Consider the following 20,553-nt stretch of genomic DNA (forward strand, 5'->3'; position numbering starts at 1 on the left):
ATTACGTCCTCTCAAACACTAACGCCGAGCATTAGCCCGCGTTCTTTCATTTCGGAAAGCGAGCGCTCGTAAGCGCTATCCTTGTGCCCTTGGGTGGCCGCCCACGCGGCGAACTGCTGGATGCCGTCCGCGAAATTGACCTTGGGCACAAATCCCACCAAGCCGTTGATCTTTGTCAAGTCGGCATAGTTGTGGCGAATGTCGCCCAGACGGAAGTTGCCCGTCACATTGGCCATAATGTCCGAATTGAACGCCGCCTTGAGATGCTTAACCACCTCCAGCACCGTGGTGGCCACGCCGGAACCCACGTTGAAGACCTGTCCCGCTGCGTTGGCGTGCTCCACAGCCAGCACCGTGGCGGTGACCACGTCGTCAATGAACACGAAGTCGCGGCTCTCCAGCCCATCCTCGAACACATTGATCTTGCCGCCACCCATGATCAGATTGGAGAAGATCGACAGAATGCCGGTATAAGGGTTGCTCAGCGACTGGCCCGGACCATAGACGTTCTGGTAACGCAGAGCCACCGGCTCGATGCCGAGCAGAGGGCACACCGTCATTACCAACTGTTCTTGCACCTGCTTGGTGATGCCGTACACCGACGAGGGGTGTATGAGCGATGACTCGTCTGTGGCCACCAGCGTCAGTGGCGCATCGGTCTGCGTGTCGTACAACTCGAACCGCCCCGCCTGCATGTGGCGCTCATCGCGATGCGACGGGTAGGTTGCCGCACCGGTGGCCGTCAGGTACTTGCCTTCGCCGTAGATCGAGCGCGACGATGCCACAACCATTCGCTTGATTCCGTGGTCCTTTCGCGCACCCAGGATGTCGAGCATCATGGCCGTGGCCTGAATGTTGACCTGGGTGTAGTGGTCCACCATGTACATCGACTGCCCGGTGCCAGTCTCGGCGGCATAGTGCACCACCACGTCCTGGCCTTCGAGCGCCTGCTCCATCGTTGGACGGTCGCAAACAGACCCGCGGATAAAACGCACCTTTCCACTGATAGCGGCGAACAGTGGCGAGGCCTCGGGGTCGGCACCGTGAACCTGCTCCGACAGATTGTCCAGCACCGTGATCTCATAACCCTTTTGGTGGAGGGCCTCGACAAGATTCGAGCCTATAAAGCCGGCACCGCCGGTGATGAGGATTTTGGTCATAGTTGACACTCCAAAAAAGAAGGTTACTTGTTCGATGAAGAAGGGGGAGAAAGAAGATCGTCCAGGAAATCCCCAAGGCTGCGGCAACGCGGCTCGGCACGTTGCTCCAGCAAGCGGGAAATCAGTGCCGATGCCGTAGCCCGATCAGCATCGCGGGGAAGATAGGCGATCGAATCCTGTGAAAACAGGCCAGAACGTACGGCGTCCTGGTTGTTGGTCAAGATGGCAACCCCCAGGCTCTGCGACTCAAAGCAGCGAATCGTCACACCGCTTTGAAGCGGGTGGGCATAGTCAAACGTAATGCGCGAGCTACCCAAAATCTCCATCGCCTTGGCGTGCGACAACGGTTTGAACGAAATATGCTGCCACAGCCGCACATAGAGTAACGGATGCCTGAGTAAACCCAGCGTGAAAGTGAGCCAACTGCTCTCGTAGAGAAACACAAAATATCGCGCATCATCGGGAAGCGCCCGGAGGATGAGTTCAGCAAACGCCAATCGATCCGAGTGCACCCGCTGGATGATCGATAAGTCATACGAACGCTCGCGGTTATGCGGAACCGTCACGGCACTGAAAAGATGAACCAGCGGGAGGCCCCACGACTGAGCATCCTGGATGTCAAACGTGCAGTAGCGGTCAGTCAGGTGATGCCAATCCAGCGGTGACGGATTGAAGCGGAAACTGTCAAAGTTATAGCCTACCACCCGCTCGGCACGCGACTTCAGATACTGGATCGCATCGGGGCCCAGACCACGGCCCTTGATGATCATTACAAGATCAAAGCGCGGCCGCTCATTCAGCAGGCGTTGCAGAGAGCGTAGGGTAAGGTTGCGCAACAACGGGAGGGCAACTTTACCCAGCACCTTGCCGAAGCTGTTGGAGGGGTACTCTTCGTTAAGCGTCTCAACCACAAACCCCATCTGCTCCAGCCCGGCCGCGACCGTCTTATGAAAAGAGTAAAAAGATAGTGGGGCAATAAGGAGGCAGCGTCTTTTGTTTGATCCAAAACTACTAGTCATTAACGAACTCAACACGCCGACAGCAGTGAAAGGCCCAGAAGTTTACGCACGAAACTCTGTATGTGATAGTCAGAAAAATCGGCATCTTTGTCGACAATGTCCCCAAACATGAAGTCAGCCACGCCGGAGTAATTCAATCCGTCAAAAACGTGAATTCGATCCGGGCTGTAAAACGGTTCCTGCTTGACCCATGTATTGCTGGTCACGATCTTCTTGCCCAAGCAGAGATTTTCCATCATCCGCATGGTCTGACCCGTCTGCGAGTGGTTAGCAAAGTCAAAGGCGGCCGACGACGTCTCGATCATGTCGCAGAATGCTGACTTGTCTATCTGGCGGAAACTCACGTCCCGAGGATAGAGGCCGCTACGAACTAGGTTGAACCAAACAACCGGGCTAACCTTCAGGTGCTGCTTGAAAGTGAGTCGGCTTTTTGCGCAATAGCGACGGAAGGACTCAACAGCCTCATACCGTCCTGGCTTGACGATGTTACCCACCATGAACAACGAAGCGGGCTCAACACGATCACGCCGCAGACCCTGCATAAAGCGTGAGCAGAAAAGCGGGAGATAACCGTAGCCGTTGTTCCTCGCGTCGACCGGATCAAACGTCAGAACCCGGTCGAACCACTTGGCCTGAACTCGGTAGTCGTGGTTGGACAGCGAATCCCAATTGTAGAGAGTGAACTCGGCCTTAGGCTGAGCGGCACGAAGGTCCGTCAGGTTCCTGATGCTCATCTGATGTGCTTGCAGGAAGACCACCTTGTCGTACGCCGTGGACTTCGACTGCCTGACGGCCGACCCGTGATGTACCTCCAGGTACTGGTCGTACAAACCCCTGCCCGCCGTGCGGAGCACCTTGAAAATCAACGACCGTGGCTGAATATCGACGTAGTTGACGTCGCCACCAGCTGCGCGCATCTCGTTGATGATGTTGCGTGTGTAGTCGTGATAGTCAAGACCAAAAAAAAGAACCTTCATGATATCAATTGCATTAACTCAAAACATCCGCTCTTCTCCATGTATTGGAGTCAGGGTCATATCGTTTGATGATTTTGGCTGGCGCACCAACGGCCACACAATAATCAGGAATGTCATGTGTCACAACAGAATTAGCACCTATGACACAGTTTCTCCCAATGCGCACACCTAAAACACAGGCATTGTGGCCAATCCAAGTGCCCTCCCCAATTTCAACATGGCCACCTTGTAGCACAGGTTGATTAACGATGGGGCTCTGAATATCTCTGTAGTCGTGATAATTGTCGGAAATATAGACCCCATTAGCAGTAAGAACATTTTGATGCAAAATAATACTACCTGTTGCATATATATGATTGAATCTACCAATTTTACAGCCATCACCGATGCGCAACGTACAGGGGCTATACGGAGACAAAGGTCTCGTAGCAAGACACGTTTGCGCGGCAATATAAATATCATCCCCAAGAGAGATGTTTCCGGGTGACTCAATTGCAATTGGAAAAACTAACCGGGTACGCCTTCCAAAGTTTTTGAATTTATTTTTATAAATTATTTCAAATAACTTTGCATAAAAATAATTTAAAATTCGTATATGGAATATCATGAGATTCGTTCCGATTGATTTTTATTAATTTTTTTGGATCCAACTAATGCGCTATAAGCCACGAGAAGAATAAAGGGAGTGTAAATAATTGCCTCACTTAAAAGCGAGAGAAAAATAATTGCAAAGAAAATTTTTCTGTGCGGAAAAAGCTTTTGTTTATATATACTAAATAAAATAATCAGGCCCAACGGGATCCCGAGCGAGTAAAATAAATAAATAATACCATTGGATGAAGATCTAGATAAAGCACTCTCTTCGGACAAAAGAGTATCCGTAAATGCAGCATAGGGCAGTAGCTCTAAGTATCGTTTATGATCAAAACCAATACCTAGCAACGGATACTCCCTGATGATGTTTAAGCCTGTAAAAAGATCATATTGTCTTGCGATCGCAGAACCTTGCATCTCTCCAGTGAATTTGTCTTCTACGTTCGAATAGGTAATTAAAAAAAGAATAGGAATAATTGCCGTCAATAACAAAATTGACATTATATTTTTCTTTCTTGTTCTTTGTAAAGGTGACGTTGTCAAAAAACTGGCAACCCAAATTAGAGATGCAATAATTAGACCAGTGGTGGATAAGGTGCAAAATACGGCCGCAGTGGAAATGGCAATATGTCGGCGGATTTTGTAAACCATAAGTGATAAGTATAGATATATGTTTAAATATATCTGAAATACGCCGGGCTCATAGAAAAAACCATTGGGACGCTTAAAACCGGTGGAATCTGCCATTAACTCATGGTAATTGAATAGCAAAAATATCGTACTAAACTGAAAATCCTCTATATTGATTGTAATGAAAAGAAACGGAGCAATGTTTGCCAGAAGAAAAGTGAATATCGCCTGCCATCCGAACCATGGAAGGATGCTCATTAAGTCGGACTGAACGGCATCTGAACCGGATTTTATATATAAGCACAATAACAGCAATGCCGCAGTAAAGTTCGCATAGCGAATCACGAGGGATGATGGATCAACCGGACCCGGTCGGATTAAAGTAATCGCCAATATCATAGCCAAAAGCCCCCATATGAGGGCGGTACTTCTTCTCAACAGTCCATTGCCTTTGGATGCCAAAAGAATAAATACAAGTAATAACATTAACAACAGTGGCCGCGGGAATAGAAGCATCCCGCCACTGAGTAATATCGCAACAAGTAAAGCCCAGCGGCGAAATAGAATACTTACATGGCGATCAACGTAAAACGTTTTGACATTGGCGTTGGTCTCGGCAGGCATTGAAAATATATTAATATGCATTAAAGGGTTATTCAGATTCGGCTCCAGATACTGCGTGAATAGTGACGAATTTTTCAGTATCACTAAAATCATGAACACTATGCTTGATCTTTGATAACGGCCAATCCCACCATCTAATTTGAAGTAGTGCCCTAATGATTTCGTCTGAGAATCGGTATCTAATCAATTTCGCAGGCACGCCGCCGAAAATGGCGTATGGCGGCACGTCGCGCGTAACCACCGAATTGGCAGCCACAACTGCACCATCACCGATCGAAACCCCCCTCATTATCATGCTATTGATGCCGATCCAAACGTCATTCCCAATGACCGGCGGTGCCTTTTGCTTCAACGGCACGACGGTATCGACAAGGCCGCCATAGGCGGGTGAGAGCCGGAAAGGATGGGTAGAGACACCCGCTAGGTCGTGGTCACCTGGGCCGATTGTGACCTGCCGGGCGATAGAACAGAACTTTCCGATTCGCGCTGCTTCGACGTAGGAGCTCGGGCCGCTGATGTACGAGTAGTCGCCGAGCACCACGTCCGGACCAACCTCGGTGCCAGCGCGGACGATGGCACGTCGGCCGATCTTGGCGCGGTGCGAGACGCCGACGCTTTCCACCCTGGCATTTCGCATACGGTTCATGACGACCCAGTACAGCCAATTGAAAGGCTTGTGGGCCAGTCGGTACAACACGCTACGCATGTGACGCTCCTAAGCTGTTCAATGCACGGTGTTGTTCGCGCAGCAGGTAGACGGTGCCGGGCAAGGTCGAGACAGCGCGCGCAATCAGGACGTTGACCAGTGAGAACAGCCCTGCGGCCCACAGGCCGGCCAGACCGAGCCCAAACAATGCCAGGGTGCCGATCCCGGCGCTCAGCAGCGGCCGCATCTCGGCCGTGGAGAACAACACCATGGAGGCGATATTGCGGAAGGTCAGCAGGATCAAACCCGGCAGCGCGAAGTAGACCAGCGCGGCGTTCTGGGTGAACTGGGGCAGATACCGCGCCAAGATCGAAGGCATCAGCAGCACCGTCGTGGCCACGGCGAGGACAAAATACAGCATCAGGTCACGCTGATGGTGTCTGATAAAGGTGGTGAGCTGGCACAGGTCTTTGGCGACATAGGCGCGCTTGGCCTGCGGGAAGTACACGTTAAGCAGTGCAGTGGGGATCAGGCCGAAAAACGCTGAGTACATCAACACGATGTAAAACTCGCCCAGCGCATTGGGGCCCAGTATCGCGGCGATGGACCACCGCTCGAACTGGTGCATGGAGAGCACGGCCAGCCCGCCCAAGAACGGCACCAGGCCGAGGCGAAAGAGCAGCGACAGAGTCTGGCGGTCCACCCCTAGGGATCTGATCCGCAGGTTCGGGTCCAGCAGCATCGCGCCCAGCGCGATGATCAGCGGCTGCAAGAGCAATGACAGCCAGGCGGCCATCAGACCGTTGCTGGTCGAGAAGAAGGCGGCTACCAGCGACACCAGCACGGCGCCCACGTTAATCAGATTCGAGCGGCCAAGATGGCCGTCGGCGATCAGCGCGTTGTTCATCCATGTCGATGCAAGAGTAACGATGCCGGCCGCAAGCCCGAAGGCCAGTGTGCCGGGCCATACCACCGAGGACAGCGTCCCGGCGAGCGGCAGCGCCCACACCGCCAGCGCCGCGACTGGCACCAGGATCAGCACGCCCGTGGCCATGAGTGCCACAATGCGACGATTGACATCGCGGTTGCCCGCCGCGTATTGGATATAGGCGCCGTTGATGAGCCCCACGTGCGCGAACCCCACCAGCATGATCAGAGTCGTCATCAGCGTGACCTGGCCTAGGGAGGCCAGGTCCAGAGACGTCATGAAATACAGGTTGCGTGCAAAGGCAAGCAGGCTGACGAGGATCGTCACCAGCACGTACCGGTACTTCGGGCTGGACAAGCGCTGGACGAGCGACCGAAGCGTCATGGCGTGTTCCGCAGCGTCGACAGCAGCCCTTCGGCCACCTGGCGGGCGTTGTCCTGGAGGTCCAGGCCATATCGCACGGCCCGACCGGCAAAGTAGTCCGTCATGCCGGGGTGCAGCGCGTGCAGGTACGCGGTCAAGTACGGGTACAGCGCGGCATCGGTCGTTGGTGGCCGCTCGAGTGCCGCGTAGAGCCGCTCGCGCAGGTCGCGCACATGGCGCAGCAGCTCCACGCCGGGGGCGGGCGAGTAGAACGTCTTGCCGAAGGTGAACACCGGCTTGCCGAGCAGCAGAGCCTCAAAACCGGCCGTGCCCGTCATGGTGATGACGCCCTGTGAATGGGCCACTATCTCCTTGCCTGAGATGGAGGTCTCCAGCAGGCGGATGTTGGGCACCGACTTCAGCGCCAGATAGTCATCAGCCGACCGGTAGCCGTGGTCGTGAGGATGATCCTTCACGTACAGGAACACGCCGGGCGGCAGCTGCGCCGCGATGTTCTGGATCAGCTTGACCTGATTGGCGTACAGGCCGTGTGCGTGGTACAGCACGACGGCCTCGGGCTCCAGGTGGAGCGGATAGAAGTAGTAAGGCTGCGAAGCGTCGAAGGCGTCGAAGCGGACCTCCTTTTTATAGCGCCGTAGGTTCGACAACTTGCGCCCGGCTACATTGCTCTTGGCAGACCAGTAGTCGATGTTGTCCAGCACCCGGTCGTGGGGAATGCCGGGCACCCACTGGCGAAGCTTGTTTCTCAAGGCGATGAGGGAGATCCGGGTGAGCGACGGCCTTTTGAAGGCGCCCCCGAGGAAGACGCTGAAACTGGAGCGGAACTCATCCAGATAGGCTCGGCAGGCGGGTTCGTCCATCTGCAACCGTCGCGACTCTATCGCAGCCAATGCCTTATCCAGGTCGGGGCAGGTGAAGTCGAACCCCGACATCAGCAGATGCTTGTAGCCCTTGTCGAGGCCCAGCGCCATTATCGAGTAAAGGTAGTGCCCTTTGCGCTGTGCGCATAGCATGGCTGCCACGAAATTGAACATCAGCGAGCAGGTCTCGTGCAGTACGATGTTGGCGTCGTGGCGGTCCAGAAACTCGCTCCAGAAACGGTAGTAGGTGACAGTCAGGCGCTGGGCCTCTTCCAGCGACAGCAGGGCGAAGCCTCGGTCGCTCTGGATCGCGCCATTCAGGTTGAAGGCTCCGCCGGATTGCTGGATGAAAAGGTCGTCGATCGCCTTGAGCGTGTCAGCGTCTGCCACGCTGCTGGGGTGCAACCGCTTGACTTCGTCCTTGAAGATGGTGACAGGCGCCGTGAAACCCAGCTCCCGCAGACGCTCAGCCTCGGTGGCGCTGTAGGCCAGGTGCACGGGCTGGAACTCGCCGTGCAGGCATTGACTGACCGGCGCGAACAGGTCGGTGAGCTCGCAGCGGTGGAAGAAGACAACGGAGGTCATGGCAGCAGGTCCTGGGGCGCAAGCGCGTGCTGTTTTATCAGGGTTTCTGCCAGCATCCAGTCCCACTCGGTGTCGATGTCCAGCGCCTCGCGCGCATCGTCAATGACTAGGGGCACGGTGTCGGCGCCCAGAAAGCTGCCGCGCTGTCGCAGGTAGGACGGGCTGGCGATGTAGAGCGCGCCGTTGATTACGTATGCGGGCGGCAGATCCTGGGATCTCGTCGGCCGGTCGCCACCCGCCATGAAGGGCGCGATGGCTTCGCCATCGACCCGGTAGCACCACATTGGGTGTGACTCCGCTGGCGAGAACGACACCACTGACTGTTGCGGGTGCGCACCAAACCGATCAATCGCTCGGCGAATGCTGGCGGTGGTGCGAAACGGCGACGTCGGCTGCAGCAGCAGCAGCCCGTCAACCGGGCCTTTTTCCTGCTCGTACCAGTCCAGTGCATGCAGGCAAACTGCCATGGACGTGGCAGTGTCGGTGGATAGTTCGGCGGGCCGTAGCCAGGGCACCAGCGCGCCTGCCGACTTGGCGGCTTGGGCGATGGCCGGGCTATCGGTGGATACCAGCACGTCCGCGAGTTCGGGGGCTCCGCGCGCGGCCCCAATGGTCCAGGCGATCAGCGGCTTGCCGCCCAACTCGCGGATATTCTTGTTCACAACCCGCTTGGAGCCGCCGCGCGCCGGGATCAATCCCAGCAGCTTCATGCGGCACCGCCTGTACGCTGCGCGGTCTCGTAATCGCTCGGGCGTCCCACGTCCAGCCAGGGCTCATGCATCGGGTAGACCACGGTGCGCCGCCCGTCCGCCTGTAGGTACTCGAACAAGGTGGGCATGTCGCAGCGCTCGTTGGGTGCGAGCGCGTTGAGCGACTCGGGGGCCAGCACGTACACGCCGGCATTGATGTGGGTGCGGGCGACGGGCTTTTCTTCAAAGCCGATGATGTCTACGCCTTGCGTCTGCACCACGCCGAACGGGTGCTGCCACTCATGGATCCGAACCGCCATCGTGGCCGCGGCCTGGTTGCGGATGTGAAAGTCAAGCAACTCGCCGTAGTTGATGTCCGTCAGAACATCACCGTTGGTGACCAGGAAAGGCGCTTCCGGCCGTCGCGCCAGCAAACCCAGAGCACCGGCGGTGCCCAGAGGCGCTTGCTCGCGGATGTACTCGATGCGGGCGTTCATCTTCGAGCCGTCGCCGAAGTAGTCCTCGACCATGTGACCAAGGTAGTGGATGGCCAGCATGAAGTGGCTGAAGCCGTTGGCCATGGCCCGGTTGATGATGTGTTCTAGCATCGGCTTGTCGCCCACGGGCAGCATCGGTTTTGGGCAGTGCTCGGTGTGAGGGCGAAGCCGCGTGCCCTTGCCGCCTGCCATGATCACCATTATGTTGGACCGTACCTGGGGCGTGGTGATCTGGTCCCACATATGCAGACCGACTACCTGCCGCTGTTCGTCGACCGCCGGGATCTGCTGGATCTTGTTGGCCACCATCAGTTGCATGATGGTCTCGCGCGTCATGTCCGGCGGGACCACGAAGGGATTGCGGTGAATGACCGTGGTGATGGGGCTGCCCATATTCAGGCCTCGCAGCAGTCCACGGCGGATGTCGCCATCGGAGATAGTCCCTTCCAGTTTTCCGGCGTTATCGACGACCAGAACGATCTTAATGGCAGTTTGATCAAGGTTGCGGATGGCTTCTTGAATAGTCGCGGTGTGAGGCAGTAACGCGCGGCGCCAGATTTGGTCTTTTGAATTCATGGCGAGGTCTTTATTCGTGATTAGTGAGGTCGTGGAACTTCTTTTTCACCAATTTATCCAGCGGATGCTTGGCCAGTACCTCCACGATCAGCTGGCTGGCCCCACCTGTTCCATATGGATTGACGACTTGAGTGAGGTTTGCTTGGAACTCGGGGCTGTACAGGGTAGATAGCGCCTGCGTGATCTGTTCGCAGATCGGCTCGCAGTGGATGACGCTAGATGCGCGAAGCCGGCCGCGTTGACGATCTCCGATGTCAATGGTGCCGATACCCATGCTGGGGGCCTCAGACAGTCCACTGGAGGAGTTTCCGACCACGCCGTCAACAACATGCATGCACGACAGGTAGCGCAACTGGCCGAGCGAGCTGTAGGCGCGCGCATTCGGATGCGCGGCCACGAACGAATCGACCATGGCGGCCAGCTCGCGCCCACCGGTATCTGCATTGGGCATCGTGAAGACCAGATGCGTGTCCTGCAGCGCGCCTAGCGCCTTCAGCAGCTCGCCTATCTGATGGGCTGAGCTTTGACTTTCGAGCGTCACCGGATGGAACGTGATCAGCAGGTTGCGCGGACCAAACCTGAAGTCGAGCGACGCCTCCAGCTCCTCGCGTGTCATCAGCGAGGTGCGTTTGATTGCGTCGATACCGAGGCCGCCCACCAGGAACACCCGCTCGGGTTGCTCGCCCAGCTGGATGACGCGGTTGCGGTAGTCCTGCGCGGCCACGAAGTGCAGGTGCGACATCTTGGTGATCGAGTGACGGATCGCCTCGTCGAAGGCGCCTTCGGTCGTCTCGCCTCCGTGCAGATGCGCAATCGGGATGCCGGCGATCATGGCCGCAGCGGCGGCGGCAAAGATCTCGAAGCGGTCACCGAGCAGCACGATCAGGTCAGGAGCGAGGCGGGTGTAGGCGTCCGCGTAGCCAATCAGCCCCAAGCCCATCGACTTGGTCACGGCGCTGGCGGTATCGGCGCTCAGCAGCATCTCCACCTTGGCGTCGATGGTGAAGCCTGCCTGCTCGATCTCGCGATAGGTCAGCCCGAACTCAGGCGACAGGTGCATCCCGGTGGCGACCACCTGAAGCGTCAGCGCCTCGGAGGCGTCGATCTCCTGCATCAGCCAGCGCAGTAGGCCAAACTCGGCACGCGTGCCGGTGACAACGCAAATCTTGCGGCTCATAACTCGATCAACTCGTCGACAGTGAAGTCGCGCCGTGCGGGGCGCCCCATCACCTCGTCCCACCGCATCGGCGAGATGCCGGTGCCCGGTCGCTTGGTGCCGACGTTGTCGGCGCTGAAGGCCTCACCCGCGTGGATGGCTCGGATGGCCACCATCGACTTGCGGGCGATGGGCTTGTTCTTGAGCTCGCTGGCGCTGGGGCGCTTAACGCCGTCGCCCAGTGCGACCTCGACGTTGCGGATCGCGTCGACCATCGCCTTGAGCTCGTGGGGCTCCAGGCTGGCCTGGTGATCCGGGCCCGGCATCATCCGATCCAGGGTGAAGTGCTTTTCAATCACACGCGCACCCAGTGCCACCGCCGCGACCGGAATCTCGATGCCCGGCGTGTGGTCGGAGTAGCCCACCTCGACGCCGAATGCGGCCTTCATGCTGACCATGGCCCGCAGGTTCACGTCTACCATCGGGGCGGGATACTCGGTCGTGCAGTGCAGGACGGTGACGAGCTGGCGTGGCGTGCCGGCCTGCTCGATGGCCTCCAGCGCCGCCTCAATCTCGCCCAGCGTGGCCATGCCGGTCGACAGCATCACCGGCATGCCCAGCCGGGTCATGTAGCGCAGCAGCGGCAGGTTGGTCAGCTCGCCCGACGGGATCTTGACTTGATCGAGACCCATCTCGACCAGCATGTCAAAGCTGTCGGTGTCGAAGGCCGTGGAAAAGAAGCCGATGCCGTGGCGGCGGCACTCCTCGATCAGTACCTCATGGTCCGCCCGGGAGAGTTCCAGCTTGCGGATCATGGCGTATTGGCTCTCGGATGCGTCGGTGGTTCCCTTTTGATACGAGGCCTTCTCGGCCGTTTTCGTCACCATGTTTCCAGTCTTGAAGGTCTGGAATTTGACAATGTCAGCACCGGCGGCGCTGGCGGCCGCGATGAGCTGCTTGGCCAGTCCGATGTCGCCATTGTGGTTGACGCCGGCTTCGGCAATGATCAGCGTTTTCATTTGATCCTTTTGGCGGGTACGCCAGCGTAAACCGCATTGGATTCGCAGGAACGAATCACCACGGCACCGCTGCCGATGGTGGTGTTGCTGCCAATCAGCAGCTTGTTGTCCGGAGTGCCCTGGTTGACTACCGAACCGGCACCGATCCAGCAGTGGCTGCCGATATCGACGTTCCCGGAAATCGTGCTTCCAGGGGCAATATGGGTGAAGCCGCCGATGACGACATCGTGGGCAATGGTTGCGTTCTGGTTGAAGATGTCGAAGTCGCCGACCTGGATGTTGTTGGTGAACCGGACACCAGCACAGACGATGATGCCCTGCCGGTCTTCGATGGACTGTCGTTGCCGATAGCCGAAGGTCGCGCTTGAATGGATCAGATTGCAGAAGGCGACCTGATCACGGTAGCGCTCGACAATCCTTTGTCGGACCTTGTTCTCACCAATGCCAATGACAAAAGGAATGTCCCGATAGCGAAGAACGTCGGCTTCGACAATGGCCTCGGCCGGGAATGTCCAGGCGTCCAGTTCGGACTGGTCGCGTGCGACATAGAGAGGCGTGAAGCCAAGGTCGCCGGCGACATCGCCGGCTTCACGAGCCATACCGGAAGTGCCAAAGATGCCGACTCGTTTCATGGTCATTGCGGCAGCACGCTGCTAGGAAGGTTCACCACCCGTGCCTCCAGCCATTGCGCCTGGGTCAGCGGGCCTTGGCGGCAGTGGGCGTAGGTCGGCAGGCGGTTCATTAGCGCCCAGATCGGGCGAGTCATCACGCCCGCATCGTTGGTCGACTTCAGCAGGGCGTCGCGTTGTTCTCGACTGTCGCAGACGACAGCGTTGAGCCAGTAGTTGGAGCGGCAGCCCTCGGGCTCGGTGACGAACTGCAGGTCGGAGCCGCTGAAGTACGCGGCGTATCGCGAGGCCAGTTCGCGCTTGTTGGCCACGAAGGCCTCCAGCTGTTCGAGCTGGGCGCAGCCCAGTGCTGCATTCAGGTTGGGCAACCGGTAGTTGTAGCCGACCTCGTCGTGCAAGTACTCGTAGGGGTGGGGGCGCTTGGCGGTAGTGGTGAGGTGCTTGGCCCGTGCGCCCAGCGTCTCGTCGGTGAGGATCATGCCGCCACCACCGGTGGTGATGATCTTGTTGCCGTTGAAGCTGAGCGTGCCAAGCCGTCCGATGGTTCCGGTGTGGCGACCTTTGTACAGGCTGCCGAGCGACTCGGCGGCGTCTTCAACCAAGGCCACGTGCCAGCGGGCACAAACCTCGACGAGGCCGTCCAGATCGGCTGGGTGGCCGAAGGTGTGCATCGGCAGGCAGGCCCGGATCACCTTGGCGTCGGCCCGGGTGCGGCACACGCCATCGCCGTCCACACGGGCATGGTCGCTCAGCCAGTGGTCGAGCGCTTGCGGCGACAAGCCCAGGGTGTGCCGGTCGACGTCGACAAACACAGGCTCGGCCCCGCAATAGGCGATCGCATTGCAGGTGGCGACGAACGTCAATGGCTGTGTGATCACCAGGTCGCCGGACTCGACATCGGCCAGCTTCAGGGCGATGTGCAGGGCGGCCGTGCCGTTTACGGTGGCGACTGCCCGCGCGGCGCCGGTGTAGGCGGCCATGTCGCGCTCGAAGCGGTCGACGTAGGCGCCAACGCTGGAGACGAACGTAGAGTCGATTGTGTCGACAACATATTCGCGCTCATTACCCGAGAACACCGGGGCATGCAGCGGTATGAAGTCGGTGCTTCGGTAATGTTCGCGAACGAAATCGATCAGGGCGTTAAACATGGATTAGACGTTGTAGATGTCAGCCTTGTACTTGGCCAGGTTTTCAGCACGGGTGAACCAGGTGATGGTCTCCTGCAGGCCGGTGCGGATGTCGTAGGCGGGTTCGAATCCGGTGAGTGAACGAATTTTGGTGTTGTCACACCACAGTCGGAAGACTTCAGATTTGCCCGGTCGCAAGCGTTGTTCATCAGTCAGGAATTCGACGTCGCTGTTCATGAGTTCGCGAATCAGTTTCAGGGTGTCGCCGACCGAGATCTCGAAGTTCGAACCAATATTCACGATCTCTCCGATAGCCTTTTCGCAACGAGCCAGTTCGAGAAATCCGCGGCAGGTGTCGGCAACATAGTTGAAGTCGCGCGTAGGGGTTACGTCACCTAGCTGGATCTGCTTCTTGCCGTTGGCGATCTGCGTGATGATCGTCGGGATCACCGCGCGCGCGGATTGGCGCGGGCCATAGGTGTTAAACGGACGGGCGATTGTGACGGGCAGGTTGAAAGCGTTGAAGAAGCTCATTGCCATCGCGTCAGCGCCTATCTTGGAGGCGCTGTAGGGCGACTGCGGTTGCAATGGATGCTTCTCATCTATCGGCACGTACTGGGCCGTGCCGTAGACTTCGCTGGTTGAGGTGTGGATTACCCGTTTCACACCATTTTCAAGTGCCGCTTGGCAAATATTGAGAGTACCCTTGACGTTGGTATCCACGTAGCTGTCTGGGGCCACATACGAATAAGGAATAGCGATCAACGCTGCTAAGTGAAATACTATGTCAACCTCTTTTGTAATGTGCTTGCAGTAATGAGGATCACGAACGTCTCCATTAAGTACTTCAATTTCATTGGAACATTCGACATCCTCCAGCCACCCCCAATAATTGAAGGAGTTGTACTGCGATAGCGCCTTAACTTTGTAACCCTCTCGAACTAATAACTCGGTGAGATGGGACCCTATAAAGCCATCGGCACCCGTAACCAAAATTGTTTCTTGATATTTGCTCATACTTTTTGTGCTCTTTCTGAATCGGGCGTTTCAACTTCTGACTTCAACGCCTCAATCTCCACCTTCAGCGCGTCGTACTCTTCCATCTTGCGCTTGAGGAACCGGCTGGTCAGCGCCACCTTCTCAGCAATGCCCTGGGGGGTGAGCAGGTAGACGTACTTGAACTTGTTTTTACTTTTGGAGAAGTTCGCCATCTTCACAAAGCCCTTGTTGATGAGGGCGTTGAGGCAGTAGTTCAGCCCGCCAACGCTCATGCCGAGCTTGTCGGCCAGCTCGCGCTGGGTCAGGTCTGGGTTGTCTTGCAAGATGCGCATGATCCGGAAATGGGTGTCTTCTTGGATCTTGGCTTGGCGGCTGGTCATGTTTGTGCGGCTCTTTTTTGAGTTGGCGTAAGGGCTATATTCGCTTTGGGCACGCTACCGCCATGCCGTGTCACTACGGACAAGCGCGGTCTAGGGGGTAAAAAGTAAGGTCTAACGCACTTCCGTAAGAAGTCGAACAAGTTTACCGCAGAACCGGCTTCCGTTCGAGATCTGAACAGAATTAATTTTCGAATCAAGAACAGTATTGGGCTGCTCCGGGGTGGCGCCCCGTGTCAGAGCCCCGGGGTCGCCTCCTATTGGGCCGCTTCGGCAGTCTCGGCCTGCTGCTGTTGCACGGCCTCTTCCATGCTGACAGTGTTCACCACCAGCTCCAGGTGGGTCAGGATTTCGGGCTCGTGCCGGCCGATGTAGCTCTTGACGGCTCCGTTGGCCAGCAGCTTGGTGAGGTAGCCCTTGGCCACCACCAGGTTGAGCAGGTCGGAGCCGTAGGAGCTTTCGGCCTCCTGGTACTTCTCCTGCACCTGGCTCATCTCCTTCTCCAGCTTTTCGATCTGCTCGATGGGCGCGGCCTTCTTTTCTCGCTCGGCGGGCTTGACGTCGGTGCGCTGCTCCGGCGGCGTGGCCTTGAGCAGGGCCTCGGCATGCGCCACGGTGATGGTGTTGCTGGCAATCATCAGCTCCACGGCCTCCACCTGGCGGGCGGCCTTCATGTTGCGCAGGATGCGGGTGACGTCTGGGGTGAACTGTTTGTCTTGCAGCAGGGTGATGGCCTCGGGGCAGATGCCTTCTAGCAGGTTGATGCGCCGGTTGATGGAGCTCAGGTTGACGTTGAATGCCCGGGCAAGCCGCTCCTTGCTCACGCCCCGGTCAATCGCGCGGCGGATCATGTAGTGCTCGGCAATGGTCGAGAGCCGGTTGATATGGTGGTTGTAGGAAAAAGTCTCATCGTCCTTGGCGAACAGGCAGGGGCCGACGCTCATGCCCAGTTCCTTCAGGGCCAGCACGCGCAAGTGGCCGTCCAGTACCAGGTACTCGGGCTTCTTGCGGTCGGGCTGGATGACGGACAGCGGCTCGATCAGACCCACTTCGTTGATGGAGGAGACAATCTGTTTGTACTTGCGGGTGCTCATGACGCCGTCCGGTACCTTCTTGCTGGGCAGAAGCTGGTCCAGCGGGATCTGGTAGGTCTCCAGCTCGAAACCCAGCAGGGTGTTCAGCGGCCCGGTGGGTAGGTTGGGGCCGTCGTCGCCGTCGTGGGTGCTGTCGCTGCTTGGGCGGTAGATGCCGGGGTACATCTCGGTGAGGTTGCTGTGTGGGGCGTGGTGGTTGGCTTGGCGTGCAGTATTCACAGTGTGGCTCCTTCGAGTTCGGGGTGGTCGGGGGTGCTGGCGCTGCCCAGGGTGTTGATCCGCTCGGCCAGGTACTTGGGCAGGGTGTCCAGGCCTTCGGCGCGCAGCAGGTTCACGAAGTGCTCGTCGGCGAACAGCTTTTTGAGGCCTTGGACGACCAGGAGCAGCCGTTGGTGGGCGTGCTCGGCTTTGAGGACCATCTTGCGCTGGCGCTCCACCTCGCGCTGATAGGTACGCACCAGGCTGTAGCTGGAGGTGGGGGGCTTGATCTGGTCGCGGTTGGGGGATGCTGGGCCGTGTTCCAGGCGTTTTTCGATCAGGCGCTTGGCTTCGATGATCTGGCGGCCCTTGAGCTGGCCGTTTTCGTAGGCTTCTTGCAGCAGGTCGCCCAGGTTGGCTTGGCCGTCGCCCTCGGTGGCGTTTTCGTTGGCGCGAGCGATTTCCAAGGCGGTGGTCAGCGGGATGGTGCCGCGCTGCACGCCTTCTATGAGGCGCTCCTCCCCCTGGTCGAGTAGGAAGACGATGTCTTTGACGTACTTGGGCGACAGGCCCGTTTTCTGGATGATGATTTCGGCGCTGTAGCCGCGCTTCCTCAGCACCTCAATGTCGGCCAGGATCTCCAGCGGGCGGTAGCCGCGCCGGGCGATGTTCTCGGCCAGGCTCATGATGAAGGCGTCTTCATCGGTCACGTCCACCACCAGGGCGGGGATATAGGTCTCGCCCAGGATGCGGAAGGCGTTGAGCCGCCCCTCGCCGCAGACCAGCACGTAGCGGGGGTCGCCATCGTCGCCGGGGCGCTCGGCCACGGTGATGGGTTTTTTGAGGCCGATGGCGCGGATGTTGTCCACGATCTCCTCAAAGACCTTCATGTTGCGGTCGCGGGAGTTGAGGATCTCGATGCGGTTGATGGGGACGAGCGTGACGGTGTCGGGGGTGCCGGTCATCATGAGGGGCTCCTGTGCTGTGGCGGGTGGGTTGGGCTCGGGTTCATGGGTGGGCTTCCTTTCTGGGGGTGGTGGGTGTTGGTTTTTTGGGGTTGGGTTCAGACACGGCGCTGCAGGCGCTCGCGCTCCGACATGCCGTAGAAGAAGTTCAGGTCGTCAAAGCGAAAGCACTCGAAGTCGGCGCTGTTCCTGTTGCTGACGCGGATTTCCTGATCGGGCAGGTCCAGCCGGGGCAGCAGGTAGTAGTCCAGCTCGGCGGTGTTGGCGGCATCCAGCCGGATGGCCACCGTGATGTCCGGGTCGAACTTGGCCGGATCAAACCGGATGCGCCAGCGCTGGTGGCCGTTGGCCGCCGTCTGGCAGCGGGCCAGCACCAGGCTGATGACCAGCTCGTCGTTGAGGGTGAGCAGATCGGTCTTGGGGTCGCGGGTGATGTGGCCGCCCAGTTCAGCGATGGTGTGTTCGGTGCGGCTGACGATTTCCGGGTGCAGCTGGCGCAGGCGCCGGTTGATTTCCAGAAACTCAGTGCTGCGCGGGCAGTGGTAGCCCACCAGTTCGTAGGCCCGGGTCAGGCTGCCAAAGCGCTGGATGTAGGTGGCTGCACTGGGCAGCGCCGGGGCCTGGTCGATGATGAAGCCCGACAGGCGACCGCATTCGGCGTACAAGGCCTTGAGGTGGTCGAGCAGTTCGGCGTCGGTCAGCTTCTTGCTGCGCTCGGCAAGGATTTCCTGTGCGGCCATGAAGGTGGCCACCGGCACGATGCCGTCAAATGCCCCCTCCTTGCGGATCCACATCTCGGGCGGGTTGTCGACATGCTTCTTCTTGAGCTTGAAGGAGTGGCGGTTGTAGACGTTGTTGCCGATGTACTTTTCGTTGGTCAGCACCTGGCGCACGGTGCTATAGGTCCAGGGGCGGTCCTGGTCTGTGTAGATTGGCTGGTCGTTCAGGAGCTTGACGATTTCGGCCAGTGGCAGATCGCCCTCCACCAGCCAGCGGTAGATCTGGTTGACGGTGGCCACTTCCGCATCTGGCCCGGGCATCAGGATCACCCGGTCGGTCTGCAGGCTCTTGTGCTCGCCGCGTTTCAATTCACCTTTGACCTGGCCAGCCTGGTCAATCAGCACCCGGCGCAGGCCAAAGCCTGCAGGGCCGCCCTGGCGATAGCCCATCTCGATCAAGCGGCACTGGCCGGCAAACACCTTGGCAGAAAGCTCCCGGCTGTATTCGCCGGCCATGGCACGCTTGACGCCCTTGACGATGGTCGAGACCGGGGAGCCATCGTTTTCAAACTGCTCGGCGACGTAGGAGACCGCGATGCCTTTGCGCTTGCAGATGTACTCGTAATACGCCGACTCATCCGCATCCTGAAACCGCCCCCAGCGGCTGACGTCGTAGACCAGGATCAGGTTGAAGTCGGTGTTGCCGGATTCGACATCGGCAATCAGGCGCTGCAGCGAAGCTCGGCCATCGATGGACAGCCCGCTTTTGCCCTCGTCGGCGTAGGTGCGGACGATCTGGATGTTGCGACGGTCGGCGTACTCCTGGATCTTATCGGCCTGGTTGTGCGTGGAGTACTGCTGATGCTCGGTGGACATGCGCACGTACTGGGCGGCGCGGAAGGCGGGTGTGGATGCCGGTGGTGTCGGTGGTTCTGGGGTGGGTTCGGATGCTGTGGCCATGTTCTTTCTGCGCTCTTTCGTTTGAGCCATGTTTGCTTCGAAGGCCAAGACGTATCAAGGCATTCGGCGCAGAATGAAGGCGATAAGGCGAAGAAAGCGACGGTGGTCGCCGATGATTCAGCCGGCCTTGCGCAGCCGCCCGGCATCGATGTTCATCGACACGGGTTTGGAGAGGATTTCCAGCAGGATGAAAGCGCGGCACTCAGCATCCGCCGTCTGGTAGATCGCCTCGATACCGGCAAACGGGCCGTCGGCAATGACCACCGAATCGCCACTGTGGAACATGGCTTCAGTGGGCAGGGCCCGCTCCCGCTGGCGCAGCAGATCGACCAGGGTGTCATCCACCTTGGCCGCCGGAGCCCCGAAATGCACCAACTGGCTCACCCCCAGGGTGGAGCGGATGGGTGACCAGCTCTTGCCTTGGTCGCTGCTGTCCAGCCGGATAAACAGGTAGCGCGGGAACATGGGCTCGGTGGCGACCTCTGCTTTGCGACGGCGAATCCGCTCTATGCGCATCTGCGGCAGGTAGCACTCGTAGCCCTGGCGTTCCAGGTTGATCAGGGCGATTTCTTCTTGGCGGGGTTTGGTGTGGACGAGGTACCAAGCCGTCGACGGGGATGTGATGACCGTCAACGCCGGTGGCGTAGCGGGCGCCGGTTCGGTCTCTGCGACCAGGGAAACCGAGTCGGTTGCTGGAGGCGCTTCTTCTGTCGGGACTGGGGGTGTCGAAACCGAAATTGGATCGGGAACCACCGATTCGGTTGGCACGTTCACCTGTTGCAGGATGGGCGAGAGCTTGAAACCGACATGCTCCGCCATCGCCCGCAGCAAGGTCAACGGCCGATCGCTGGCCAGCACCTGCTCAATCAGCATCGCGGCCTCGTGCCGCTCAATGTCCTGCACATCGGCCGGCAGGTAGTGAATCGACAAGCCCCGCTGCACGATGGGCGGGCCGATGCCTCGCAGCCGCAGGTCTTGCAGTTGCCGAGTGGTCAAGCCCATGCGATCAGCGACCTGGGGCGCACTGAGCGTGGTGGCCGGTATTGGGGTGGAACGGGTGTCTTTGTTCTGCATGCTCCGATGAAGGCGCTGTTTGCGAACAAAGCCAAGTCAATGCTGCGCAAATGCGCACCACAAACGA

General features: G+C 58.4%; 20 protein-coding genes. All 20 read right to left on the bottom strand.

Annotated features, from left to right (window positions below; translation table 11 throughout):
* Positions 1-11: 11 nt before the first annotated feature.
* Positions 12-1,160, bottom strand: a complete 1,149-nt coding sequence (locus B9Z50_RS00425; RefSeq protein ID WP_108361753.1) for an NAD-dependent epimerase/dehydratase family protein — start codon at positions 1,158-1,160, stop codon at positions 12-14.
* Between the two features lie 23 nt (positions 1,161-1,183).
* Positions 1,184-2,179, bottom strand: coding sequence for a hypothetical protein (locus tag B9Z50_RS00430; protein ID WP_146183134.1), 996 nt, complete (start codon positions 2,177-2,179; stop codon positions 1,184-1,186).
* Between the two features lie 8 nt (positions 2,180-2,187).
* Positions 2,188-3,156 carry a hypothetical protein gene (locus tag B9Z50_RS00435; protein WP_108361755.1) on the bottom strand — a complete coding sequence of 323 codons (969 nt, stop codon included), beginning with the start codon at positions 3,154-3,156 and terminating at the stop codon, positions 2,188-2,190.
* Between the two features lie 13 nt (positions 3,157-3,169).
* A complete protein-coding gene (locus tag B9Z50_RS18050) occupies positions 3,170-3,763 on the bottom strand; it encodes a DapH/DapD/GlmU-related protein (RefSeq protein ID WP_108361756.1) in 594 nt (197 codons plus the stop codon).
* Entirely contained in the window at positions 3,760-5,004 is a 1,245-nt protein-coding gene (locus B9Z50_RS00445) for an O-antigen ligase family protein (protein ID WP_108361757.1), read from the bottom strand. The genes B9Z50_RS18050 and B9Z50_RS00445 overlap by 4 nt, the downstream gene beginning before the upstream one ends.
* A gap of 28 nt (positions 5,005-5,032) precedes the next feature.
* Positions 5,033-5,710, bottom strand: a complete 678-nt coding sequence (locus tag B9Z50_RS18120; protein ID WP_108361758.1) for a CatB-related O-acetyltransferase — start codon at positions 5,708-5,710, stop codon at positions 5,033-5,035.
* Positions 5,703-6,962: a lipopolysaccharide biosynthesis protein gene (locus tag B9Z50_RS00455; RefSeq protein WP_146183135.1), complete on the bottom strand. Its 1,260-nt coding sequence runs from the start codon at positions 6,960-6,962 to the stop codon at positions 5,703-5,705. Before B9Z50_RS00455 ends, B9Z50_RS18120 begins: the two co-directional genes overlap by 8 nt.
* The gene (locus tag B9Z50_RS00460; protein WP_108361760.1) at positions 6,959-8,407 is read right to left on the bottom strand and encodes a hypothetical protein; all 1,449 of its coding nucleotides are present in this window, start codon (positions 8,405-8,407) and stop codon (positions 6,959-6,961) included. Before B9Z50_RS00460 ends, B9Z50_RS00455 begins: the two co-directional genes overlap by 4 nt.
* Positions 8,404-9,117 carry a cytidylyltransferase domain-containing protein gene (locus tag B9Z50_RS00465; protein ID WP_108361761.1) on the bottom strand — a complete coding sequence of 238 codons (714 nt, stop codon included), beginning with the start codon at positions 9,115-9,117 and terminating at the stop codon, positions 8,404-8,406. The genes B9Z50_RS00460 and B9Z50_RS00465 overlap by 4 nt, the downstream gene beginning before the upstream one ends.
* Complete coding sequence (locus B9Z50_RS00470) at positions 9,114-10,169, bottom strand: nucleotidyltransferase family protein (protein ID WP_108361762.1); 1,056 nt, start codon at positions 10,167-10,169, stop codon at positions 9,114-9,116. Before B9Z50_RS00470 ends, B9Z50_RS00465 begins: the two co-directional genes overlap by 4 nt.
* A 10-nt stretch (positions 10,170-10,179) precedes the next feature.
* Complete coding sequence (neuC, locus tag B9Z50_RS00475) at positions 10,180-11,346, bottom strand: UDP-N-acetylglucosamine 2-epimerase (RefSeq protein WP_108361763.1); 1,167 nt, start codon at positions 11,344-11,346, stop codon at positions 10,180-10,182.
* Positions 11,343-12,344 (bottom strand): N-acetylneuraminate synthase, encoded by a 1,002-nt coding sequence (gene neuB, locus B9Z50_RS00480; RefSeq protein WP_108361764.1) that lies wholly within the window; start codon positions 12,342-12,344, stop codon positions 11,343-11,345. Before neuB ends, neuC begins: the two co-directional genes overlap by 4 nt.
* A complete protein-coding gene (locus B9Z50_RS00485) occupies positions 12,341-12,976 on the bottom strand; it encodes a hypothetical protein (protein ID WP_146183136.1) in 636 nt (211 codons plus the stop codon). Before B9Z50_RS00485 ends, neuB begins: the two co-directional genes overlap by 4 nt.
* A gap of 2 nt (positions 12,977-12,978) precedes the next feature.
* Complete coding sequence (locus tag B9Z50_RS00490) at positions 12,979-14,121, bottom strand: LegC family aminotransferase (RefSeq protein ID WP_108361766.1); 1,143 nt, start codon at positions 14,119-14,121, stop codon at positions 12,979-12,981.
* A gap of 3 nt (positions 14,122-14,124) precedes the next feature.
* On the bottom strand, positions 14,125-15,117 hold the full coding sequence (locus B9Z50_RS00495; protein WP_108361767.1) for an NAD-dependent 4,6-dehydratase LegB: 993 nt from the start codon (positions 15,115-15,117) through the stop codon (positions 14,125-14,127).
* A complete protein-coding gene (locus B9Z50_RS00500; RefSeq protein ID WP_108361768.1) occupies positions 15,114-15,479 on the bottom strand; it encodes a MarR family EPS-associated transcriptional regulator in 366 nt (121 codons plus the stop codon). Before B9Z50_RS00500 ends, B9Z50_RS00495 begins: the two co-directional genes overlap by 4 nt.
* A gap of 254 nt (positions 15,480-15,733) precedes the next feature.
* Positions 15,734-16,789 (bottom strand): plasmid partitioning protein RepB C-terminal domain-containing protein, encoded by a 1,056-nt coding sequence (locus B9Z50_RS00505; protein WP_233249694.1) that lies wholly within the window; start codon positions 16,787-16,789, stop codon positions 15,734-15,736.
* Complete coding sequence (locus B9Z50_RS00510) at positions 16,786-17,736, bottom strand: ParB/RepB/Spo0J family partition protein (RefSeq protein WP_108361769.1); 951 nt, start codon at positions 17,734-17,736, stop codon at positions 16,786-16,788. The genes B9Z50_RS00505 and B9Z50_RS00510 overlap by 4 nt, the downstream gene beginning before the upstream one ends.
* A gap of 95 nt (positions 17,737-17,831) precedes the next feature.
* Positions 17,832-19,412, bottom strand: a complete 1,581-nt coding sequence (locus B9Z50_RS00515) for a recombinase family protein (RefSeq protein WP_255418350.1) — start codon at positions 19,410-19,412, stop codon at positions 17,832-17,834.
* 117 nt (positions 19,413-19,529) lie between these two features.
* On the bottom strand, positions 19,530-20,486 hold the full coding sequence (gene rfaH, locus B9Z50_RS00520; RefSeq protein WP_233249695.1) for a transcription/translation regulatory transformer protein RfaH: 957 nt from the start codon (positions 20,484-20,486) through the stop codon (positions 19,530-19,532).
* Positions 20,487-20,553: the final 67 nt, after the last annotated feature.

The sequence above is a fragment of the Limnohabitans sp. Bal53 genome (genome assembly GCF_003063355.1).
Taxonomy (GTDB): domain Bacteria; phylum Pseudomonadota; class Gammaproteobacteria; order Burkholderiales; family Burkholderiaceae_C; genus Limnohabitans_A.